Here is an 18,921-nt window from a genome sequence, read left to right as displayed (position 1 = left end):
GGGTACGACGGGCGGTGAGCGGGGCGGGATCGGCGGCGGGGCATTGCCCCCAGTCTGCCCCAGTGCCGCCCGGCCGGGTGAACCGGGGTGGAGGGTTACTTAACGGTCAGCTAAGGCCGGGAGATGGCGGGCCCGGCGGTTCGGCGTCACCTCGACGCGCGGCTGCCCGACCAGAATTCCGGTGGCGGTCCGGGACCGGCCGTTGCGAGACTGTGCTCTGTGCGAGAGCCGGACCGTTTCCGTGCCGCCGTCGGCAGGTGGGCGGCCGGCGGTACGGACGCCGCGGCGGCCGCCGCGGTGGCCCGCGAACTGGCCGAGGATGGCCTGGCGACGGTCGTCCTCGTCGAAGGGGTGAGCGACCGGAGCGCGGTGGAGGCGCTGGCCGTTCTGCGCAACCGGGATCTGGCCGGCGAGGGCGTGTGCGTCCTGCCGATCGGAGGCGCGATGAGCGTCGGTCGGTTCCTGCGGCTCTTCGGCGCGCAGGGGCTCGCCGTGACCATCCGGGGGCTCTGCGACGAGGCCGAAGAGGGCTACTTCCGGCGCGGGTTGGAGCAGGCCGGCCTCGGTAGCGACCTGACCCGTTCCGGGATGGAGGCGTTGGGCTTCTACGTGTGCGTCGCCGACCTGGAGGACGAGCTCATTCGCGCGCTGGGCACGGCCGGGGTCGAGCGGGTCCTGGCGGCCGAACAGGACCTCGCCCGCTTCCGGGTCTTCCAGAACCAGCCGGCGCAGCGCGGGCGCGCGATCGAACGGCAGCTGCGCCGCTTCATGGGTACGACCAGCGGTCGCAAGGCCCGGTACGCCCGCGCGCTCGTCGACGCCCTCGACCCGAACCAGGTACCCCGGCCGCTGGATCACCTGCTCCCGTCTCACTGCTGACCCCCGGTCCGGCCCGCCTGCGCGGTGAGCGCCCCGAGGGACGTCCCTCAGCGCAGCCGCCGGGCGGCGAACCTGGCCGGTGGGTCGGCGATCGCGTCCTGAGCCGCGATCAACTGGATCTCCCGGGTGCCCGCCGCGAGGGTCGCCTCCAGCACGGCGAAGACGGAGGCGATGGTGCGTTCCAGCGCCGTGGCGGGCGAGCCCGTCGTCCACAGGTGCGCGAGGTACAGCGCCGCGGTGACGTCGCCGCCGCCGTTGGGGCTGATCGGCAGCAGCGGGGTGGTCACCGCCCAGGCGCCCTCGTCGGAGACGGCCACCACCTCCAGCGACCCCGCCGGCACGTCACCGTGGAGCACGCTGGTGACGAGGACGTGCCGCGGTCCCGTCTCGCGTACCACGTCGACCGCGTCCAGCAGCTCGGCCAGGGAGTTGGTCGCCCGGCCGGCGAGGAAGTCCAGCTCGAAGTGGTTCGGGGTGATGATGTCCGCGCGCGGGACGACGGTGTCCCGCAGGTACTCCGGAATGCCGGGCCGGACGAACATTCCGCGGCCGGCGTCGCCCATCACCGGGTCGCAGCAGTACACCGCGTTCGGGTTGGCGGCCTTGACCTTGTCGACCGCGTCGAGGATCACCGCGCCCATCGCCGGGTCACCCTGGTAGCCCGACAGCACCGCGTCCGCGCTGCTGAGGACCCCGCGGTCGCCGATGCCGGCGATCACCTCGGCCACGTCGGCCGGCGCCAGCAGCGGCCCGCGCCACGCGCCGTACCCGGTGTGGTTGGAGAAGTGGACCGTCACCACCGGCCACACCTCGTGTCCGAGCCGCTGCAGGGGGAAGGCGGCCGCGGAGTTGCCGACGTGGCCGTAGGCGACCGAGGACTGGATGGACAGGATCTTCACCGGCCCATCATGGCGGTTCCCGCCGGTGCCGCGCGTACGGCCCGCCGTTTCTGTCGGCTGACCCACTCACCGGACGGACTGACTCACCGGCGACCTGTTCGCCGTCGCGGCGGTACGCCGGATCATGCGTGGCGTCACCCCCCGGTAGGAGCGCGGGTCGACGGGCAACAGCCACTGCCGGGCCCGGGCCAGCGGGCCGAGGTTGAGACCGAGCTCGTCGAGCACCTCGTCGATGTTGTGCATCGAGAACGGGATGATGTTCGTGCCGCGGGCATGCTTTCCGCTGGTCCGCGCCGTCATCCAGGCCAGGCGCGTGCGCACCTCCGCCCGCATCCGGTCCGCGGGCGGCAGCGTGATCCCTCCCCGCAGGTACGCGGCCGTCCAGACCGCTGCCATCTCCGCGCTGAGCGGGCTGAAGAACGAGGAGTTGTAGCCGGCGAAGGTCAGCCGCGGCACGTCGACCGGCAGGATCTGGCGGTACAGCAGGAAGTTGCCCGAGTCGTCCTGGAGCCGGGCGTGCAGGGCCTCGTCGAGGAAGGGCACGTGCTGCCGGAAGCCGGTGCCACAGATCACCAGGTCCGCGGCGAGCACCGTGCCGTCGACGAGGCGGGCGGCGGGTCGTCCGCCGTCGACCAGGAGTTCGCTGATCACCCGGTCCCGGTGGACGACGATCCGGCCGTCGGCGACGCGCTCGAAGAAGCCGTCCGTCGCGAGGCTGACCGTGCTCCGGGCGATGTCCTCGAAGGTCCCGTCCGGCACGAGACCCAGCTCACGCAGCTTCAACTGCCTGGTCGCGACCGACCCGACGCTGTCCAGCATGGTGCGGCGCAGGCCGTTCCCCGGGCCGTGCAGGAACCGCTCGAAGCCCTTCAGGTTGAGGTACCGGAACAGCGCCTCGCCCATCCGGGTGAGCATCAGGTACTTGTAGTTGAGCGCGCCACCGAGCTTCTTGGGCATCTTCCAGAGCAGCTCGCGAGCGACGAGATGGGTCTGGGCGGCGACGTCGCTCAGCGGGACCGCCACGTCGCACGACGACTTGCCGTACCCGACGACGAGGACGTTCTTCCCGCGGGCCGCCGCCAGGTCGTGCAACTCCCCGGAGGCCAGGACGCGTCCCCCGGCGGCGGTGAAGTCCGCACGGCCCGCGAAGGACGGGACCAGCGGCTCGGAGAAGATGCCGTTGGCGACGACGAGGTGGTCGTACCGCTCCTGCGTCACGGGCTCCCGAAGACCTGTGGGTCGCGACGCGATCAGCCAGCCGGTCTCGTCGTCCACGAGTTCCGCAGAGAGGACCTCGGTGGACAGGCGCAGGACGGCGTCGAGCCCGAACAGGTCCACGTAGCTCTCGAGGTACTGCTGGACCTGCTCGCCCGTCGGCCATTGCGGGTAGTGAGCGGGCATGGGCAGGTCGGAGAGGTGGTAGGTGCCCTTGTCGTTCTGGGTGCGCAGTCCCGGGTACCGCCGGGTCCGGCTCCACACCCCTCCGACGTCGGGTGCCTTCTCGAACACGGTGACGTCGAAGCCACTCTGCCGCAGCACCTTCGCTGCGCTCAGTCCGGCGAATCCAGCGCCGACGACGGCGATCCTCATGGCAGCCTCCGGAGAGTTGGTGACCCGCTGACGGGAGCCCGCGGCAGCGGGGGCGCGGCCGCGTCTGCACGCTAGCGAGCACGGCGGAGCGCCCGCTATCCGCTGGACGCGAGCCGTATCCGATCCGCGCGACCGGCCGGTGAGGAGCGCCGGGACGCCGTCGCGGAGCCGCCTCCTGTCGGGTCTGCGGCTCTCCTGACCGGTTCGCCCTGGTGACGTCCTAGGATCAGCGCATCAGGGCGCCCCGGCTGCCGGGTCCGACCCCCGCGAGGCCGGCCTCCCGCCGTACGTCACCACCGGTGCGCAGCCGCCGCCCTGCCCCGCCAGGAGGTCCCAGATGGACGCCGTGACGGTCAGGACCGACGACGTCGACCGCGCCCGGGCGGAGGTGGGCCGCGTCTTCTGTCCGCACCGGCTCACGCCGGACTCCGGGGTCCGCAGCGTCCGGCTGCGGATGTCGGCCCGCCGGACGGGCGGCGTGGGCATCGTCGACCTCGACTACGGACGGGCGGTGCGGATCCAACCCGCCCCGCTGGAGACCTTCTACCTCGTCCAGATCCCCCGCCGGGGCGGCACGGTGGTCCGGCACGCCGGCCGCACGGTGACCTCGACGCCCGACGTCGCCTCCGTCCTCTCCCCCTACGACGCCTCGGACATGCACTGGTCCGAGGGGTCGCCGCACCGGATCTTCTACGCCGACCGGCGCACCGTCGACCGGGAGCTGGCCCGCCTGCTGGGCCGCCCGGCGGACGGCCCGGTCCGCTTCGACATCGGCATGATCATGAATACGCCCGCCGCGACGGCGTGGCGACGCGGTGTGGAGTTCCTCGCCGACGAGCTGTCCCAGCCGACGGACGAGTCGCTGCTCGACCACCCCCAGGTCGCCGGCCGTTTCGCGCAGGCACTCGTCGGCCAGCTGTTGCTGGCCCATCGCCACACCTACACGGACCTGCTCACGGAGCCGGCGCCCCACCCGACCCCCGGGCGCCTCGTCCGGCGCGCCCGCACCCTGATCCGGGACCACCACGGCGAGGCGCTGACCGTCGGGGAGGTCGCGGAGGCGCTGCGGGTGAGCGTACGGACGTTGCAGGACTGCTTCCGCCGGGAGCTGCAGACCACGCCGACGGCGTACCTGCGCGCATGCCGGCTCGACGCGGTCCACCGCGCGCTGCGCGCGGCCGGGCCCGGGGCGTCCGTGACGGCCATCGCCGTGCAGCACGGATTCGCCCACCTCGGCCGCTTCGCCGGCGAGTACCGGGCCCGCTTCGGCGAGTCGCCGTCCACGACCCTGCGTCGCTGACGACCGTCAGCGCTGTCCGACGTCGGGCGGCCGGCTATCGGACCTTACGGGTGGATCGCACCACGATGTCGTCGTACTCGGGGTGCTTGCCCAGCCATTCGGCGAGGAACGGGCAGATCGGCACCACCGTCCGGCCCCTGGCCCGCGCGTCGTCCATCACCGAGCGAGCGAGGGTCGATCCGAGGCCCCTGCCTTCGAACTGCGGATCGACCTCGGTGTGCGTGTAGGCGATGATGCCGCCGGTCAACTGGTAGGTGACCACCCCGGCCAGCGCGCCCGACTCGTCCCGCGCCTCGAACCGCTCCCGCTCCGGCGCGTCATTCACGGTGAACTCCACCCCACCATCGAAGCACGCCCAGCCGCGGAACCGGGTGTGAGGCCGGCAACGCTCCCGGGCACCGCGGCCCGGCCGAACCGGGTCGTCGGTGCCGGGCTCACCGGGCGTCAGTGCGCTGCCACGACCACCGCTTCCGGGGCCAGGCTGGCGAGCCGGGCCGGCCGCACCACGACGAGCAGCACCGCCATCGCCGCCACCATGCCACCGGCGACGACGAGGGCCATGGCCACCGCGCCGGTGCCCAGCACGCCCACCAGGGGCGCGGCCAGCGCGCCGACGCCGAACTGCACGGCGCCGAGCAGGGCGGAGGCCGTACCGGCCGCTTCGCCGTGCCGGGACAGGGCCAGGGCCGGCGCGTTCGGCATCGCCAGACCGGCCGCCGCGAGCACCACCCACAACGACACCAGCAGGCTCGGCAGCCCGCCGAGGCCGGTCGCGGCGAAGGCGAGCAGGGCCAGTCCGGCCACGGTTCCCACGCCGAGGGCGACGACGAGGATCCGCTGCGGCGAGTGGCGGCGCAGCAGCCGTACGTTGACCTGGGTCGCCGCGATCAGTCCGACCGCGCCCGCGCCGAAGGCCAGCCCGAACTGCTGCTCGTCCAGCCCGTACTGCTGCTGCAGGACGAACGACGACCCGGCGACGTAGGCGAACAACGCCGCCATGGCCAGCCCGGCGACCAGCACCAGACCCACGAACGTCCGGTCCCGCAGCAGCGCGCCGTACACGATGAGCGTCGCGACCACCCCGCCGCGCCGGCGTCGCTCGGCCGGCAGCGTCTCGCGGAGGCCGAGCGCGGCGACCACGACGAGCAGCACACCGAAGGCGGCCAGGGCCACGAACACGCCGCGCCAGTCGGTCCAGCGCAGCAACCCGCCACCGAGGGTCGGCGCGAGAATCGGCGCCGCTCCCATCACCAGCAGCAGCCGGGAGAGCAGCCTGGCGAAGGCCGCGCCGTCGAACAGGTCGCGGACCACGGCCATCGCGACGACCGTGGCCGCCGCGACGCCGAGGCCCTGCATCACCCGCAGGGCACCGAGAACCGTGACGTTCGGTGCGACCACGCAGAGCACCGACGCCACGACGTGCAGCGCGATGCCGGCGATCAGCGGCGCACGTCGGCCGACGGCGTCGGACAGCGGGCCGATCAGCAACTGGCCGATGGCGAGCCCCGCCAGCGTGCCGGTGAGGGTCAGTTGGACCGCCGCCGGCGTCGTCCGGAAGTCGTCGACGATGGCGGGCAGCGCGGGCAGGTACATGTCGATGGTCAGCGGACCCACCGCGATCAGCGACCCGAGCACCAGGACGAGCCGCAGGCGTTGTCGGGGGGTCATCAGGTCGCCGGGTGTCAGCGGGACCGCCCGCGCCTCCGGGGCGTCGACGGTCATCGGGTCGTCTCCGATCGGCCGTCACGGAGCCGGGCCGGGTGCAGGGCAGGAGTCACACCTGAATCCAAATCCGGATCCGGTGATCTGATTCCCCATCGCCGGACAGGTAACGCAGCTCACAGCCGGGTGGCGGCGGTCAGCCGGCGATCCGGGAGCGGATTCCGGTGGGTCAGGCGGGGTCGGCCCGCCTCGCCGCCTGGCGCCGCAGTTCGTGGCGGGCCAGGGCGTTCTTGTGCACCTCGTCGGGTCCGTCGGCGAAGCGCAGGGTGCGGATGCGGGCGTAGGCGCCCGCCAGCGGGAAGTCCTGGGAGAGGCCGGCGGCGCCGTGCACCTGGATCGCCTTGTCCAGGATCCACTGGACGGTCGCAGGGGTGGCGATCTTGATGGCCTGGATCTCGGTGTGCGCGCCCTTGTTGCCGACGGTGTCCATCAGCCAGGCCGTCTTGAGCACCAGCAGTCGCAGCTGCTCGATCCGCACCCGGGACTCGGCGATCCAGTCGCGGATCACCCCCTGCTCGGCCAGCGGCCTGCCGAACGCGGTCCGCTGCTCGGCGCGGGCGCACATCAGCTCGACGGCCTGCTCGGCGACGCCGATGGAGCGCATGCAGTGGTGGATGCGGCCGGGGCCGAGCCGGGCCTGCGCGATCGCGAAGCCGTCGCCCTCGCCGCCGATCAGGTTCTCCACCGGCACGCGTACGTCGTGGAACTCCAGCTCGGCGTGCCCGCCGTGGTCGTGGTCGTCGTACCCGAACACCTCCATGCCCCGCTTGATCACCAGACCCGGGGTGTCCCGTGGGACCAGCACCATGGACTGCTGACGGTGCCGCTCGGCGTCCGGGTCGGTCTTGCCCATGACGATGAGGATCCGGGCGTTCGGGTTCATCGCGCCGGTGATCCACCACTTGCGGCCGTTGATCACGTACTGGTCGCCGGCCCGCTCGATCCGGGTCGAGATGTTCGTGGCGTCCGAGGACGCCACGTCGGGCTCGGTCATCGCGAACGACGACCGGATCCGACCGTCCAGCAGCGGCTCCAACCACTGCTTGCGCTGCTGCTCGGTGCCGAACATCGCCAGCACCTCCATGTTGCCGGTGTCCGGGGCGGGGCAGTTCAGGGCGGCGGGCGCCAGGTGGCTGCGTCCGGTGATCTCCGCCAGCGGGGCGTACTGCAGGTTGGTCAGGCCGGCTCCGTGCGTACCCGGCAGGAAGAGGTTCCACAGCCCGCGCTTGCGCGCCGCGGCGCGCAGCTCCGCGAGCACCGGCACCGCGTCCCACGCCCAGCGGTTGCCGAGCTGCCCGAGCTGCTCGTGGAAGGCGTGCTCCGCCGGGTAGACGTGGCTGTCCATGAAGTCCAGGAGGTTGTCCCGCAGCCCCTCGGTCCTCGGGTCCAGGGCGAAGTCCATCAGTGCTCCTTGAGGTAGGTCAGGCCCGCGTCGAGCAGCAGCTCGGTGACCTCGCCGAGGCGCTCGAAGCCCGAGCCGACGGTCTGGCCGCGCAGATGCCGGTAGTGGATGCCCTCGAGGATCGCGGCCAGCTTGAAGGCCGCCAGCCCGAGGTGGAAGCCGAGTGGCGGGAGGGGGCGGGTGCTGCTCGCCGCGTACCGGTCGAGGATCTCGTCCTCGGTCAGGAAGCCGGGCGCGGACGAGGCGTCGGCGACCGCCACCCCGACGAGCCGCCCGAGGCGCTGGTAGAGCACCAGCAGCGCCAGGTCGGTGAGCGGGTCGCCAAGGGTGGCCATCTCCCAGTCGATGACGGCCGCGAGGCGGTCGCGGTCGTCGGTGAGGACGTTGTCGAGGCGGTAGTCGCCGTGCACGATGCCCGGCGTCGACTCGCTCGGCACGCCGGACGCCAGGCGGGCGTGCAGCTCGTCGGCGGCCGGCAGGTCCCGGCAGTACGACGCGTCGAGCTGCTTCTTCCAGCGGCTCACCTGCCGAGCCAGGAAGCCCTCCGGCCGGCCGAAGTCGGCCAGCCCCACGGCCACCGGGTCGACCGCGTGCAGCGCGGCCAGGGTGTCGACCAGCCGGGTCGAGATGGCCCGGGTACGTTCCGGGCCGAGCCGCTCGAGCTCGGCCGCGTGCCGGTACGCCGTACCGTCGACCCGCTCCATCACGTAGAACGGGGCGCCCAGCACGTCGGCGTCGGAACAGAGCGCGTACGTCTTCGGCACCGGCACGTCGGTCGGCCAGAGCGCCGACATGACCCGGTACTCCCGGCTCATGTCGTGCGCGGTGGCCAGCACGTGCCCCAACGGCGGCCGCCGGACGATCCAGGTCCGCCGCCCGTCACCGACCTCGTAGGTGAGGTTGGACTTGCCGCCGGCGACCAGCCGGGCGGTCAGCTCCCCGGCCGCCCCGGGGATCGAGGCGGCGAACCAGTCGGAGAGCCGGACCATGTCGAGGCCCGGCGGGTCGGGCCGGTCGGCGGCGGTCACGGCACCAGGATGCTGACGGTCTCGACCACGCACGCCGGCTTCTCGGCGCCGGCCAGCTCGACGGTCACCTTCGCCGTGAGCTGGTAGCCACCGCCGCCGGGCACCAACGACAGCAGCTCCACCCCGGCCCGCACCTGGGAGTCGACGGGAACCGGGGAAGGGAAGCGGAGCTTGTTGGCGCCGTAGTTCACGCCCATGCTGAGCCCCTCCACCTTGTACACCTGCCAGACCAGCATCGGCACCAACGACAAGGTCAGGTATCCGTGCGCGATGGTGCTGCCGAACGGGCCGTGCGCCGCCTTCGCCGGGTCGACGTGGATCCACTGGCGGTCGCCCGTCGCCTCGGCGAAGGCGTCGATCTGCTGCTGGGTGACGGTGTGCCAGTCGGAGTAGCCGAGGTGGGTGCCGACCGCCTGCTCCAGCTCCTCGATGCCGTGGAAGACCTTCATCATCTCTCCTTTCCCGGTCAGGCCTTCGGCCCGCCGGCGACGTACAGCACCTGGCCGGACACGAAACCGGCCCCCTCGCTGGCGAAGAACGACACGGCGTGCGCGATGTCCTCCGGCGTGCCGGTGCGGGCGACGGGGATCTGCGCCGCGGCGGCGTTCTTGAAGTCCTCGAAGGCCATGCCGACCCGCGCCGCGGTGGCGGCGGTCATCTCGGTCTCGATGAAACCGGGGGCGATCGCGTTCGCCGTGACGCCGAACTTGCCGAGTTCCAGGGCGAGCGTCTTGGTGAAGCCCTGCAGGCCGGCCTTGGCGGCCGCGTAGTTGGCCTGACCCCGGTTGCCCAGGGCGGAGGTGCTGGACAGGTTGACGATCCGCCCCCATCCGGCCTTGGTCATGTAGCCCTGCACGGCGCGGCTCATCAGGAACGAGCCCCGCAGGTGCACGTTCAGGACCGCGTCCCAGTCGTCGGCGGTCATCTTGAACAGCAGGTTGTCGCGGGTGATGCCGGCGTTGTTGACCAGCACGGTCGGCTCGCCCAACTCCTCGGCGATCCGGTCCACGGCGGCCTGCACCGCCTGCTCGTCGGCGACGTTGGCGCCGACGGCCAGGGCCCGGCCGCCGCCGGCCTGGATCTCCTCGACGACCGGCTTGCCCGCCGCCTCGTCCAGGTCGACGACGGCGACGGCGAAGCCGTCCCGGGCAAGGCGCTTGGCGACGGCGGCGCCGATGCCACGGGCCGCTCCGGTGACGACTGCGGTGCGGGTGACGGTCATGGGGTCAACTCCTCGGTGCGGGCGGGATCTGGCAGGTCGGCTCCGGGCCGCGGCCCTGGGAGGCCGGTGCGAGAGGCGGGAAGCAACTCGGCGATCGCGGCCCGCGTGGTGTCGGCGTCGGTGTGCAGCAGCGCGCGCATGCCGACAGCGCGGGCGCCGAGCACGTTCGGTTCGGCGTCGTCGACGAAGAGCACCCGGTCGGCCGGCAGCCCGAGCCGCTCCAGGGTGAGCGCGTAGATCGGGGCGAGCGGCTTGCGCAGGCCGACCTCGCCGGAGATGACGACGGGATCGAAGAGCCCGTCGATCAGCCGCGCGGGTACGTGTTGCCCCAACTGTTGGAGAGCAGGCCTACGCGCACGCCGGCATCGCGCAACTGCCGGGCCAGGTCGAACATCGCCGGGTCGGGGCGCATCCCGGCGAAGAGCCGGGCCAGGACGCCGACCGGATCGACCGCACGCCCGTCGAGCGTGGTGAGCTCGGCGGCGAGCAGCGCGTCGAACTCGTCGACGCCCAGCGCCCCGGTCTCCAGGCGGTGGACGGGGGTGCCGTCCGGGGCGTCGCGGGACAACCACGCCTTGAGCGTGCGGGAGAACGACGCCGGGTCGATGCCGTCGGCCCGCACCCAGGCGGCGATCGAGTCCCGGACCGGCCCGGTGAGCACACCGCCGTAGTCGAAGACCACGGCGTCCACCTGGTTCCCGGCGCTCACGAGACGTACACCACCCGGCCGACGGTGACGCCGTCGGCGAGTTCCTGCACCCCGTCGGCCACCTCGTCGAGCGCGAGGCGTTGGCTGACCAGGGGTCGTACGGCACCCTGGGCCGCCAGCGCGGTGAGGGCCCGGTGGCAGTCGGCGACGGCTGCCGGGTCGTAGCGGTGGTACAGGCCCCAGTGCAGGCCGACGATCGAGTAGTTCTTCACCAGGGCGTGGTTGAGCGCGGCGGACTGGATCTGACCGCCGGCGAAGCCGACCACGAGGATCCGGCCCTCGAAGGAGACGCACTTGGTCGAACGCTGGTAGGTCTCGCCGCCGACCGGGTCGTAGACGACGTCGGCGCCCCGACCACCGGTCTCGGCCTTGACCACCTCGACGAAGTCCTCTTCCCGGCGGTCCACGACCACGTCGGCGCCGAGCGCCCGGGCCACCGCCGCCTTCTCCGGACCGCCCACGACGCCGATCACCCGCGCGCCGGCCGCCTTGCCCAACTGGACGGCGGCGCTGCCGACACCCCCGGCCGCGGCGTGCACCAGCGTGTCTCGCCCGCGCGCAGCCCGGCCCGCCGGTGCAGGCCGAACCAGCCGGTCTGGTACCCGATGTAGAGCGCGGCCGCCTCGGCGTCGTCGAGCTCCGCGGGCGCGGGGAAGGTGGCCGCCGCCGCCAGCAGTGCGAACTCCGCGAACCCGCCGTACGGCAGCGTCGCGCCGCCGAGCACGCGGTCGCCGACGGCGAACCCGTCGACACCTTCGCCGAGCGCGACGACCTCGCCGCACAGCTCGACTCCCGGGGTGAACGGAAGCTCCGGCTTGACCTGGTACTCGCCCCGGCACATCAGGACGTCCGGGAAGTTGGCCGGAGCGGCCAGCACCCGCACCACGAGCTGCCCGGGACCCGGCTCCGGGTCGGCCACGCCGACGAGCCGCAGCACGTCGCGGGGCTCACCGAGGTCGGCCACCCGCCATGCCTTCATCGGGCTGCCCCCTGGTCCTCGAGTCGTCGCTGGAGCTTGTTCATCCCGTTCAGCCAGCGATCGGTGTCGGTCGCGCGGTGCGCGTAGTAGCTGGCCACCCGGGGATGCGGCAGGACGAGGAACCGGTCGTCGTGCAGGGCCTGCCAGGTCGCCTCGGCGACGTCCTCGGGGGTGAGCGCCGCATCGTGGCTGAGCAGCTCCTGCAGCGGCCCGGCATTGTCGAGCATCCGGGTCCGCACCCCCTGCGGGCAGATCGCCTGCACCACGACGCCACGGTGCCGGTAGGTCAACGACAACCACTCGGCGAACGCCACGCAGGCGTGCTTGCTCACCGAGTACGTCGGGCTCCCGATCATCGTGAGCAGCCCGGCCGCCGACGCGGTCACCACGAACCGACCCGAGCCGCGCTCGACCCAGCCGGGGACCAGCAGCCGCGCGGCCCGTACGTGGGCCATGACGTTCACCTCGTGGCTGGCGGCCCAGTCCTCCTCGGTGGCCGACAGCCCGTTGCCGCGGTCGATTCCGGCGTTCCCGATCCAGACGTCGATGCTGCCCAGGTGGCCCCGGGCCGCCTCGACCAGCGCGGCGACCCCCTGCTCGGTGGCGGCGTCGCCGGGGGCGGGCCGGCCACCGATCTCCTCGGCCACCCGGACGGCCGCCTCGGCGTCGAGGTCGTTGACGACGACCCGCGCGCCCTCAGCGGCGAGTCGGGTGGCCAGCGCGCGGCCGATGCCGTGGCCGGCGCCGGTGACGACGACGCCTGAGTCCCGTACCGGCATCAGACACCTCCGGTCAGGGTGACGCCGCCGTCGATCACCAGCAGCTGGCCGGTCATCCAGGCGGCGTCCGCGGAGAGCAGGAACGCGACGACGCTCCCGATGTCGTCGGGGACGCCGAGCCGCTTGAGCGGGTACGCCGCGGCCACCTGCTCCTCCCGGCCCTCGTACAGGGCGGTGGCGAACTTCGTCTTCACCACGGCCGGGGCGACCGCGTTCACCCGGATGTCCGGGCCGAGCTCGACGGCGAGCTGCTGGGTGAGGTGGGTGAGCATCGCCTTGCTGGCCCCGTAGAAGCCGATGCCGGGCGCGGGCCGGAGGCCGGCGACCGAGGAGACGTTGACCACGGCGCCGCCGTGCTCCTTCATCCAGGCCCGATAGGCCTGCTGCACCCACGACAGGGCGGCGAGGCAGTTCACCTCGAAGATCTTGCGGGCCGCGGCCAGGTCCAGCTCGACCATCGGGCCGTACGTCGGGTTGATGCCGGTGTTGTTGACCAGCAGATCGACGCTGCCGAAGGTGTCGACCGCGCGCGCGACGACCTCGGCCTGGTGGTCGGCGTCGTCGGCGTGGCCGGCGATGCCGAGTGCGTGCTCCGGGCCGAGCCGGGCGACGGCCTGGTCGAGCGCCTCCTGCTTGCGGGCGGTGATGACGACCTTGGCGCCCTCGGCCACCAGCCGCTCGGCGATCGCCAGGCCGATGCCCCGGCTGGCGCCGGTCACGATCGCCGTTCGTCCGGTGAATCTCGTGGACGGCGCTGCAGCTTGGGACACGGGCCTCCCCTTCAGGGTTACTAAGCGCTTGCTTACGTTAGGCTCGATGAAGTGTGCGACGCCGCAGCGGCTGCCGTCAACAGGTCCGGCCCGATGGTCGACATCCGGCCGGCCCACCGGACGTTGTGGTATCAATGCCGGCCAGGCAGAAGGAAGGATGGACGCGGGTTGACCTACACCGCCGATCACTCACGCGCCGACGCGACCCGCGCCCGGCTGCTCGAGGCGGCCGTCGACGCGTTCGCCGAGCGAGGCTTCCACGGCACGACGACACGCGACATCGCCGCCGCGGCCGGGCTCAGCCCGGCCGCCCTCTACGTGCACCACAAATCCAAGGAGGAGCTGCTCTACCTGATCGCACGATCAGGACACGACCACGTGCTGTGCCTCGTTCAGGACGCGATCGCGTCGTCCGACGACCCGGCCACGGCGCTACGGCGGGCCGTCCACGACTTCGTCGTCTCGCACGCCCGCGACCACACCCGCACCCGGGTCGTCAACTACGAGCTGGCCGCACTGAGCCCCGAGCACCTCGCCGAGATCCGGGCCGTGCGCCACCGGATCGAGCAGGCGTTCCGCCAGCTCGTGGAGGCCGGCGTCGCCGCCGGTGTCTTCGACACCCCGGATCCGCGAATCGCGGGGGCGGCCCTGCTGTCCCTCGGCGTCGACCTCGGCCGGTGGTACCGCGACGACGGCGGCTGGAGCCCCGAGTACATCGCCACCGAGTACGCCGAGATGGCGCTCCGCATCGTCGGCGCCCGCTGAACGGCACAGGTTCGGCTACCCGAACCCACGCCGAGACGGGCCGCCGGCGGCTCAGCGGTGGTGGTACTCCTCGTCCGTGACGTGGTCGCCCCACTCGGACTCCGGACCGGAGCCCGGTGCCGGCGCCTCCCACATCGCGAGGTGGGTCATGAAGTGGTCCGGGGCGGCACCGTGCCAGTGCCACTCCCCCGGTGGCGTGTGGATGGTGTCACCGGGTCGGATCTCGATGATCTCGCCACCGCGGGACTGGATCAGGCCGACGCCCTCGGTGACGTGCAGGGTCTGACCGACGGCATGGGCGTGCCAGGCGGTGCGGGCGCACGGCGCGAAGCGGACGGTGTTGACCCGCATCCGGGAGGGCTCCTCGCCCTTGGCGATGACGTCGAAGTAGACATCGCCGGTGAACATCTCCGCCGGTCCCTTGACGGACGGCTGCGCGGGCAGGACTTCCACTGGCTTCTCCTTGTGCGGCGGGACCGGTCAGGGCCGGACCAGGACCTTGAGGGCCTCGCGCCGGTCCATCGCGCGGTACCCGTCGGGTATCTCGTCGAGGTTGACGGTGCGGTCGAAGACCTTGCCCGGCTCGACCGTGCCCTCGAGGATGCCGGGCAGCAGCTCGTCGATGTAGGCGCGCACCGGGGCGGGCCCGCCGGTGAGGGTGAGGTTGCCCCCGAACATGCCCCAGCCGATCGGCCCCTCGTCGTACTGCGGCACGCCCACCCGGCTGATCACACCGCCGTGGCGGACCACGCCGAGCGCCTGCTCGTAGGCCGGCTTGTACCCGACCGCCTCGAGCACGGCGTGGGTACCGTCGCCGCCGGTCAGCTCCCGCACCTTGGCGACGCCCTCTGCACCGCGTTCGGCCACCACGTCGGTGGCGCCGAACTCGACGCCCAGGTCGGTGCGGACCTTGTGCCGGCCCATCAGGATGATCCGCTCAGCCCCGAGCTGCCGGGCCGACAGCACCGCGAGCAGACCGACCGCGCCGTCCCCGATCACGGTGACCGTGGTGCGCGGGTTGACGTTGGCGCGCTTGGCGGCGTGGTAGCCGGTGCCGTAGACGTCGGCGAGGGTCAGCAGCGACGGCAGGAGGGCGGAGTCCGCACCGACCGGCAGCTTGACCAGGGTGCCGGCCGCCTGCGGGACGCGGATCAGCTCGGCCTGGGCCTCGCTGAGGAACCCGCCGTGGCGGCAGGAGGTCTGCACGCCCTCCCGGCAGAAGTCGCAGGTGTTGTCCTGGAACGCGAAGGACGCCACCACCAGGTCGCCCTTCGTCAGTCCGGTCACCTCCGAGCCGAGCTCCGCCACGACGCCGAGGAACTCATGGCCCATCTGCGTCCCCTGCTCGGACGCCGGCATGTTGTGGTAGGGATGCAGGTCGCTGCCGCAGACACAGGTCCGCACCACCCGGACGATCGCGTCCGTGGGCTGCCGCAACACCGGGTCCGGGAGCTCTTCCACCCGTACGTCACCGGCGCCGTACAGCAAGGTCGCTCGCATCGCGTTTCCTCTTCAGATCGTCGTCTCGCGGTGAACCCGGACCGCCACCACGCTGGTTCACTATCCCCCGCCAGGCGTAGGTCGTACCCACGCAACAGCCATCAAACCGGGAGCAAGGACGATCAAAAAGAGCGTACTGCCAGAACCCCCGTTGTCCGAGCCCGCAGAGCCCGGATGAACCAGTCCAGCTCCGGTGCCATGCTCTCCCCCGCCGGCCAGCCGTTGACCACGGAGAGCAGCTGAAGATACGAGTCTCTGCGAGCGTCGTTCGCGGTTTCCAGTCGGGTCAACAGCAGGCGCCGAAGGTCGCTGTCGTCGGGGCGACCGACGAGGTACGCGTACTGGGCCGTGACCGCCGCGACGATCGGCTCGGCAGCCGGTGAGGTCGGGTCGATGCCGGCCGTCAGGGCGCAGCCGGCCTGGTCACGGACGAGTGCGGCGGCGTCGCGGCGCACCAGCGTGCCGTCGCCTTCGGCACGCTCGGCGGCATGCTGCTGCGCCATCCGTCGCATGCTGGCGCGAAAATCCGGGTCCTGCGAGAGTTCGGCCAGTTCCACCCACGCCGCGACCTGCTCGGCCTCGGGGTTGTCGGGTAACTCGGGGGTCATCGAGCGTCTGATCCCGATGAACTCACCTCCGACGTCCAAGCCGCCGAAGACGCTGTCGAGGAACTCGTCGACCAGGCGCCGCCGTTCGTCCTCGGAGAGTCTGGCCAGTTTGTGCAGGAGAGCCATCTCCTCAGGGGTGGACCCGCGCCTGGCCACCGCCGCGAGCACCGCCCGCCGTAGGCGCAGCATGCGGATCTGCACGGCCAGCGCTTCGGCGTGCGCTGCCGCCACCTCGGGAAGCGGGATCTCCCGGTCGATGACCTTGTGGATGGTCGAGAGGTCCAGCCCAAGGTCGCGCAGCGTCCGGACGAGCTCCAGGCGTGCGACGGCCTCGATGCCGTAGCGGCGGTGGCCAGCCGGGCTGCGGCCCGTCGGCGGCACGATCCCGCGGTCGGAGTAGAACCGGATGACCTTGACCGACAGCCCGGTCCGCCGGGCCAGGTCGCCGATCGAGTACGTGGTGTCGCCGTCCATGCCCCCACCCTTCCGCCTCCCCCTGCGGGAGAATCAAGCCCCCTGGCGCGCCGGAGCGGGTCGGCTCAGCTGGCCACCTTCTCCAGGGCCTCGGCGAGCTGCTTGAGGTCGAGGCCCGCCAGGTGGTCGAGGAAGTGCCGGCGTACGGCGGCCAGGTTGGTGGGCCAGGCCTGCGTCAGCCGGGCGAGGCCGGCGTCGGTGAGGACGGCGTTCCAGCCGCGGGCGTCCTGCGCGCACCTGACCCGCTGGACGTACCCCTGCCGTTCCAGCCGCTGCACGACGCGACTCATGCCGCTGAGCGACATCTCGCAGACGGTGGCGAGTTCGCTCATGCGCAGCCGCCGGTCGGGCGCCTCCGAGAGATGCATCAGGGTCTCGTACTCGATGCTGGCCAGTCCCTGCTCGCGAACGAGTTCGGTGTCGATGGCGCGGGGTAGAGCGTGGATGACCCGCGGGAGGGCCCGGACGACGGCCTCTTCGTCCGCGGTGAGAGGTTGCGGCCCGTTCGGGGCCCGTGACGGCTTCGGTGTGACGGTGGACATGCCGCCAGCATACTTGCTTGACGAAGCAATTATCTGGCCTATGGTTGCGTTGTTGCTTTACGAAGCAAGGACATCCGGAAGGGGTGTCCGGTCATCACGAGAGGGAAGCACATGACCAGGATCGGCATCATCATCGGCAGCACCGGCCGGGGCGTAACGGAGCGGCGGTCGCCCAGTGGGTGTACGACGTCGCCAAGGAGCGGACCGACGCCGAGTTCGCACTCGTCGACCTGCTCGACTACAAGCTGCCGCACCTCGACGAGGTCTACCCGCCGGCGATGGGGCAGTACCAGCAGCCGCACACGCTGGAGTGGGCCAGGACGATCGCGTCGTTCGACGGGTTCGTGATCGTGACGCCGGAGTACAACCACTCCACGTCCGGCGCCTTGAAGAACGCGATCGACTTCCTCTACGGCGAGTGGAACAACAAGGCCGTCGGCTTCGTCAGCTACGGCTCGGTGGGTGGCGCCCGGGCGGTGGAGCACCTGCGGCTCATCGCCGGCGAGCTGCAGATGGCCGACGTGCGGTCCCAGGTGGCCCTCTCGCTCTTCACGGACTTCGAGAACTTCAGCGTCTTCAAGCCCAACGACTTCCAGCGGGACGCGCTCACCGCGACCCTCGACCAGGTCGTGGCCTGGAGTGAGGCCCTGGAGCCGCTGCGCACCAAGTGATCAACCGCAGGACCGGCAGCCGTCGCTACCGGAACCGAACTTCGGATGGTGAAAGGGACAGGACAATGCGTGGACTCACAGGCAAGGTCGCCCTCGTCGCCGGTGCGGCGCCGGGCAACATCGGCGGCGCGACCGCGATCCGGCTCGCCGAGGAAGGCATGCGGGTCGTCGCGGCGGATCTGAACCAGGCCGCCGCCCAGACCGTGGTCGACGAGATCACCGCCGCCGGCGGAACAGCCGTGGCGCGAGGCTTCGACATCGCCGACGAGCAGTCCTACCGGGGCCTGATCAACTTCACCGTCGAGCGGTTCGGCGGCCTGCACGGCCTGTTCAACGTGGCCGCGGATCTCTCGCTGCACAACATCGGGCGAGACAGCGACGTCACCTCGGTGCCGCTCGATGTCTGGCAGCACACCATCGACGTCACCCTCACCGGCTACATGTACGGTCTCCGGCACGCCCTGCCGATCATGATCAAGCAAGGCGAGGGTTCGATCGTCAACACCATGTCGAGCGCCGTGTGGCTGGGCGAGACCGAGCGCGTCGCGTACCAGGCGGCCAAGAGCGGGCTGATCGGCCTCACCCGGCACACCGCGACGCTCGGCGGCAAGCACGGCGTCCGCACCAACCTGGTGTCGCCGGGTGTGATCCTCACCGGGGCGGCGCTCGAGACCACCACCGCCGAATTCCGGGAGCAGATTCTCGCGACGGTTCGTTCGCCGAGGCTGGGTAGGCCGGAGGACCTCGCCGCGATGGTGGCCTTCCTCTTCTCCGATGACGCCGCCTACATCAACGGCCAGTCGCTGCTGGTCGACGGCGGCGCCAACTTCACCTGATCCTCTCGGCACGCCGGCGCGCGCTCGATCCGAGCGCGCGCCGACGTCCATCTGCCGCCGGCGGTGACCGGGCAGTCACCGCTTCGGTCCTGTCTCAGAGGTCATCTGCGCCCCTACTATGCGAGCGTGATTCACGTTGTTTCGGTCCGACGGGCGTACCCGCTGCTCGCCGCCGCGATCGTCCTGGTCTTGCTCGGCGCGGGCGTGGCCTGGGGCGTCGGGGACGCGCTCGGGCTGAGCCACACC

22 protein-coding genes and 1 pseudogene are annotated in these 18,921 nt (G+C 71.9%); 5 read left to right on the top strand and 18 right to left on the bottom strand.

The annotated features are described in order from the left end of the window. Positions 1-219 precede the first annotated feature (219 nt). Positions 220-879, top strand: a complete 660-nt coding sequence (locus JNW89_RS07655) for a TOPRIM nucleotidyl transferase/hydrolase domain-containing protein (protein ID WP_238448327.1) — start codon at positions 220-222, stop codon at positions 877-879. Between the two features lie 47 nt (positions 880-926). Here JNW89_RS07655 and pdxY read toward each other — a convergent pair whose 3' ends face one another. Further along, positions 927-1,778, bottom strand: coding sequence for a pyridoxal kinase PdxY (gene pdxY / locus JNW89_RS07650; protein ID WP_238448326.1), 852 nt, complete (start codon positions 1,776-1,778; stop codon positions 927-929). Positions 1,779-1,844: 66 nt separating this feature from the next. Then, positions 1,845-3,368, bottom strand: coding sequence for an NAD(P)/FAD-dependent oxidoreductase (locus tag JNW89_RS07645; protein ID WP_238448325.1), 1,524 nt, complete (start codon positions 3,366-3,368; stop codon positions 1,845-1,847). Positions 3,369-3,705: 337 nt separating this feature from the next. Between JNW89_RS07645 and JNW89_RS07640 the strand changes: the two genes are divergently transcribed. After that, positions 3,706-4,668 (top strand): AraC family transcriptional regulator, encoded by a 963-nt coding sequence (locus JNW89_RS07640; RefSeq protein ID WP_238448324.1) that lies wholly within the window; start codon positions 3,706-3,708, stop codon positions 4,666-4,668. Positions 4,669-4,702: 34 nt separating this feature from the next. Here JNW89_RS07640 and JNW89_RS07635 read toward each other — a convergent pair whose 3' ends face one another. The 12 genes from JNW89_RS07635 to JNW89_RS07580 all read right to left on the bottom strand — a co-directional run bounded on the left by JNW89_RS07635 (position 4,703) and on the right by JNW89_RS07580 (position 13,279). Next, entirely contained in the window at positions 4,703-4,993 is a 291-nt protein-coding gene (locus JNW89_RS07635) for a GNAT family N-acetyltransferase (protein ID WP_238448323.1), read from the bottom strand. A gap of 119 nt (positions 4,994-5,112) precedes the next feature. After that, positions 5,113-6,390: a multidrug effflux MFS transporter gene (locus JNW89_RS07630; protein ID WP_238448322.1), complete on the bottom strand. Its 1,278-nt coding sequence runs from the start codon at positions 6,388-6,390 to the stop codon at positions 5,113-5,115. A 169-nt stretch (positions 6,391-6,559) separates the two neighbouring features. Continuing rightward, positions 6,560-7,792 carry an acyl-CoA dehydrogenase family protein gene (locus JNW89_RS07625; protein ID WP_238448321.1) on the bottom strand — a complete coding sequence of 411 codons (1,233 nt, stop codon included), beginning with the start codon at positions 7,790-7,792 and terminating at the stop codon, positions 6,560-6,562. Then, entirely contained in the window at positions 7,792-8,820 is a 1,029-nt protein-coding gene (locus JNW89_RS07620) for a phosphotransferase family protein (protein ID WP_375155058.1), read from the bottom strand. The genes JNW89_RS07625 and JNW89_RS07620 overlap by 1 nt, the downstream gene beginning before the upstream one ends. Continuing rightward, positions 8,817-9,269 (bottom strand): MaoC family dehydratase, encoded by a 453-nt coding sequence (locus JNW89_RS07615; protein ID WP_238448320.1) that lies wholly within the window; start codon positions 9,267-9,269, stop codon positions 8,817-8,819. Before JNW89_RS07615 ends, JNW89_RS07620 begins: the two co-directional genes overlap by 4 nt. A 17-nt stretch (positions 9,270-9,286) precedes the next feature. Further along, positions 9,287-10,042: a 3-oxoacyl-ACP reductase FabG gene (gene fabG, locus JNW89_RS07610; protein WP_238448319.1), complete on the bottom strand. Its 756-nt coding sequence runs from the start codon at positions 10,040-10,042 to the stop codon at positions 9,287-9,289. Next, on the bottom strand, positions 10,039-10,374 hold the full coding sequence (locus tag JNW89_RS07605; protein WP_238448318.1) for an HAD-IA family hydrolase: 336 nt from the start codon (positions 10,372-10,374) through the stop codon (positions 10,039-10,041). The genes fabG and JNW89_RS07605 overlap by 4 nt, the downstream gene beginning before the upstream one ends. After that, a complete protein-coding gene (locus tag JNW89_RS07600; RefSeq protein ID WP_238448317.1) occupies positions 10,347-10,751 on the bottom strand; it encodes a hypothetical protein in 405 nt (134 codons plus the stop codon). The genes JNW89_RS07605 and JNW89_RS07600 overlap by 28 nt, the downstream gene beginning before the upstream one ends. Next, positions 10,748-11,290 (bottom strand): zinc-binding dehydrogenase, encoded by a 543-nt coding sequence (locus JNW89_RS07595; RefSeq protein WP_238448316.1) that lies wholly within the window; start codon positions 11,288-11,290, stop codon positions 10,748-10,750. The genes JNW89_RS07600 and JNW89_RS07595 overlap by 4 nt, the downstream gene beginning before the upstream one ends. Next, positions 11,221-11,730: an alcohol dehydrogenase catalytic domain-containing protein gene (locus JNW89_RS07590; protein WP_238448315.1), complete on the bottom strand. Its 510-nt coding sequence runs from the start codon at positions 11,728-11,730 to the stop codon at positions 11,221-11,223. The genes JNW89_RS07595 and JNW89_RS07590 overlap by 70 nt, the downstream gene beginning before the upstream one ends. Continuing rightward, the gene (locus JNW89_RS07585; RefSeq protein ID WP_238448314.1) at positions 11,727-12,509 is read right to left on the bottom strand and encodes an SDR family oxidoreductase; all 783 of its coding nucleotides are present in this window, start codon (positions 12,507-12,509) and stop codon (positions 11,727-11,729) included. The genes JNW89_RS07590 and JNW89_RS07585 overlap by 4 nt, the downstream gene beginning before the upstream one ends. Continuing rightward, positions 12,509-13,279 (bottom strand): SDR family oxidoreductase, encoded by a 771-nt coding sequence (locus JNW89_RS07580; protein WP_309139958.1) that lies wholly within the window; start codon positions 13,277-13,279, stop codon positions 12,509-12,511. Before JNW89_RS07580 ends, JNW89_RS07585 begins: the two co-directional genes overlap by 1 nt. A 168-nt stretch (positions 13,280-13,447) precedes the next feature. Between JNW89_RS07580 and JNW89_RS07575 the strand changes: the two genes are divergently transcribed. After that, positions 13,448-14,044 (top strand): TetR family transcriptional regulator, encoded by a 597-nt coding sequence (locus JNW89_RS07575; RefSeq protein WP_238448312.1) that lies wholly within the window; start codon positions 13,448-13,450, stop codon positions 14,042-14,044. Positions 14,045-14,095: 51 nt separating this feature from the next. Here the strand turns inward: JNW89_RS07575 and JNW89_RS07570 are convergent, their stop codons facing one another. From JNW89_RS07570 to JNW89_RS07555, 4 genes are all read right to left on the bottom strand, one after another. Continuing rightward, on the bottom strand, positions 14,096-14,497 hold the full coding sequence (locus JNW89_RS07570) for a cupin domain-containing protein (protein WP_238448311.1): 402 nt from the start codon (positions 14,495-14,497) through the stop codon (positions 14,096-14,098). A gap of 27 nt (positions 14,498-14,524) precedes the next feature. Beyond that, positions 14,525-15,544, bottom strand: a complete 1,020-nt coding sequence (locus tag JNW89_RS07565) for an alcohol dehydrogenase catalytic domain-containing protein (protein WP_238448310.1) — start codon at positions 15,542-15,544, stop codon at positions 14,525-14,527. Positions 15,545-15,666: 122 nt separating this feature from the next. After that, a complete protein-coding gene (locus tag JNW89_RS07560) occupies positions 15,667-16,626 on the bottom strand; it encodes a MerR family transcriptional regulator (protein ID WP_238448309.1) in 960 nt (319 codons plus the stop codon). Between the two features lie 65 nt (positions 16,627-16,691). Continuing rightward, complete coding sequence (locus JNW89_RS07555; RefSeq protein ID WP_238448308.1) at positions 16,692-17,168, bottom strand: MarR family winged helix-turn-helix transcriptional regulator; 477 nt, start codon at positions 17,166-17,168, stop codon at positions 16,692-16,694. 111 nt (positions 17,169-17,279) lie between these two features. Here JNW89_RS07555 and JNW89_RS07550 point away from each other — a divergent pair. Beyond that, positions 17,280-17,839: pseudogene (locus JNW89_RS07550) on the top strand (NADPH-dependent FMN reductase). 65 nt (positions 17,840-17,904) lie between these two features. Continuing rightward, a complete protein-coding gene (locus JNW89_RS07545) occupies positions 17,905-18,675 on the top strand; it encodes an SDR family NAD(P)-dependent oxidoreductase (RefSeq protein ID WP_238448307.1) in 771 nt (256 codons plus the stop codon). The last annotated feature ends 246 nt before the right edge of the window (positions 18,676-18,921 follow it).

The sequence above is a fragment of the Micromonospora sp. 4G55 genome, assembly GCF_016803375.1.
This window is presented reverse-complemented; position numbering and strand designations above follow the sequence as displayed.

Coding starts and splice junctions, on each gene's coding strand:
- JNW89_RS07645 (WP_238448325.1), bottom strand. CDS start 3,368: ATGAGGATCGCCGTCGTCGGCGCTGGATTCGCCGGACTGAGCGCAGCG.
- JNW89_RS07640 (WP_238448324.1), top strand. CDS start 3,706: ATGGACGCCGTGACGGTCAGGACCGACGACGTCGACCGCGCCCGGGCG.
- JNW89_RS07630 (WP_238448322.1), bottom strand. CDS start 6,390: ATGACCGTCGACGCCCCGGAGGCGCGGGCGGTCCCGCTGACACCCGGC.
- JNW89_RS07625 (WP_238448321.1), bottom strand. CDS start 7,792: ATGGACTTCGCCCTGGACCCGAGGACCGAGGGGCTGCGGGACAACCTC.
- JNW89_RS07615 (WP_238448320.1), bottom strand. CDS start 9,269: ATGAAGGTCTTCCACGGCATCGAGGAGCTGGAGCAGGCGGTCGGCACC.
- fabG (WP_238448319.1), bottom strand. CDS start 10,042: ATGACCGTCACCCGCACCGCAGTCGTCACCGGAGCGGCCCGTGGCATC.
- JNW89_RS07590 (WP_238448315.1), bottom strand. CDS start 11,730: ATGAAGGCATGGCGGGTGGCCGACCTCGGTGAGCCCCGCGACGTGCTG.
- JNW89_RS07585 (WP_238448314.1), bottom strand. CDS start 12,509: ATGCCGGTACGGGACTCAGGCGTCGTCGTCACCGGCGCCGGCCACGGC.
- JNW89_RS07565 (WP_238448310.1), bottom strand. CDS start 15,544: ATGCGAGCGACCTTGCTGTACGGCGCCGGTGACGTACGGGTGGAAGAG.
- JNW89_RS07560 (WP_238448309.1), bottom strand. CDS start 16,626: ATGGACGGCGACACCACGTACTCGATCGGCGACCTGGCCCGGCGGACC.
- JNW89_RS07555 (WP_238448308.1), bottom strand. CDS start 17,168: ATGTCCACCGTCACACCGAAGCCGTCACGGGCCCCGAACGGGCCGCAA.
- JNW89_RS07545 (WP_238448307.1), top strand. CDS start 17,905: ATGCGTGGACTCACAGGCAAGGTCGCCCTCGTCGCCGGTGCGGCGCCG.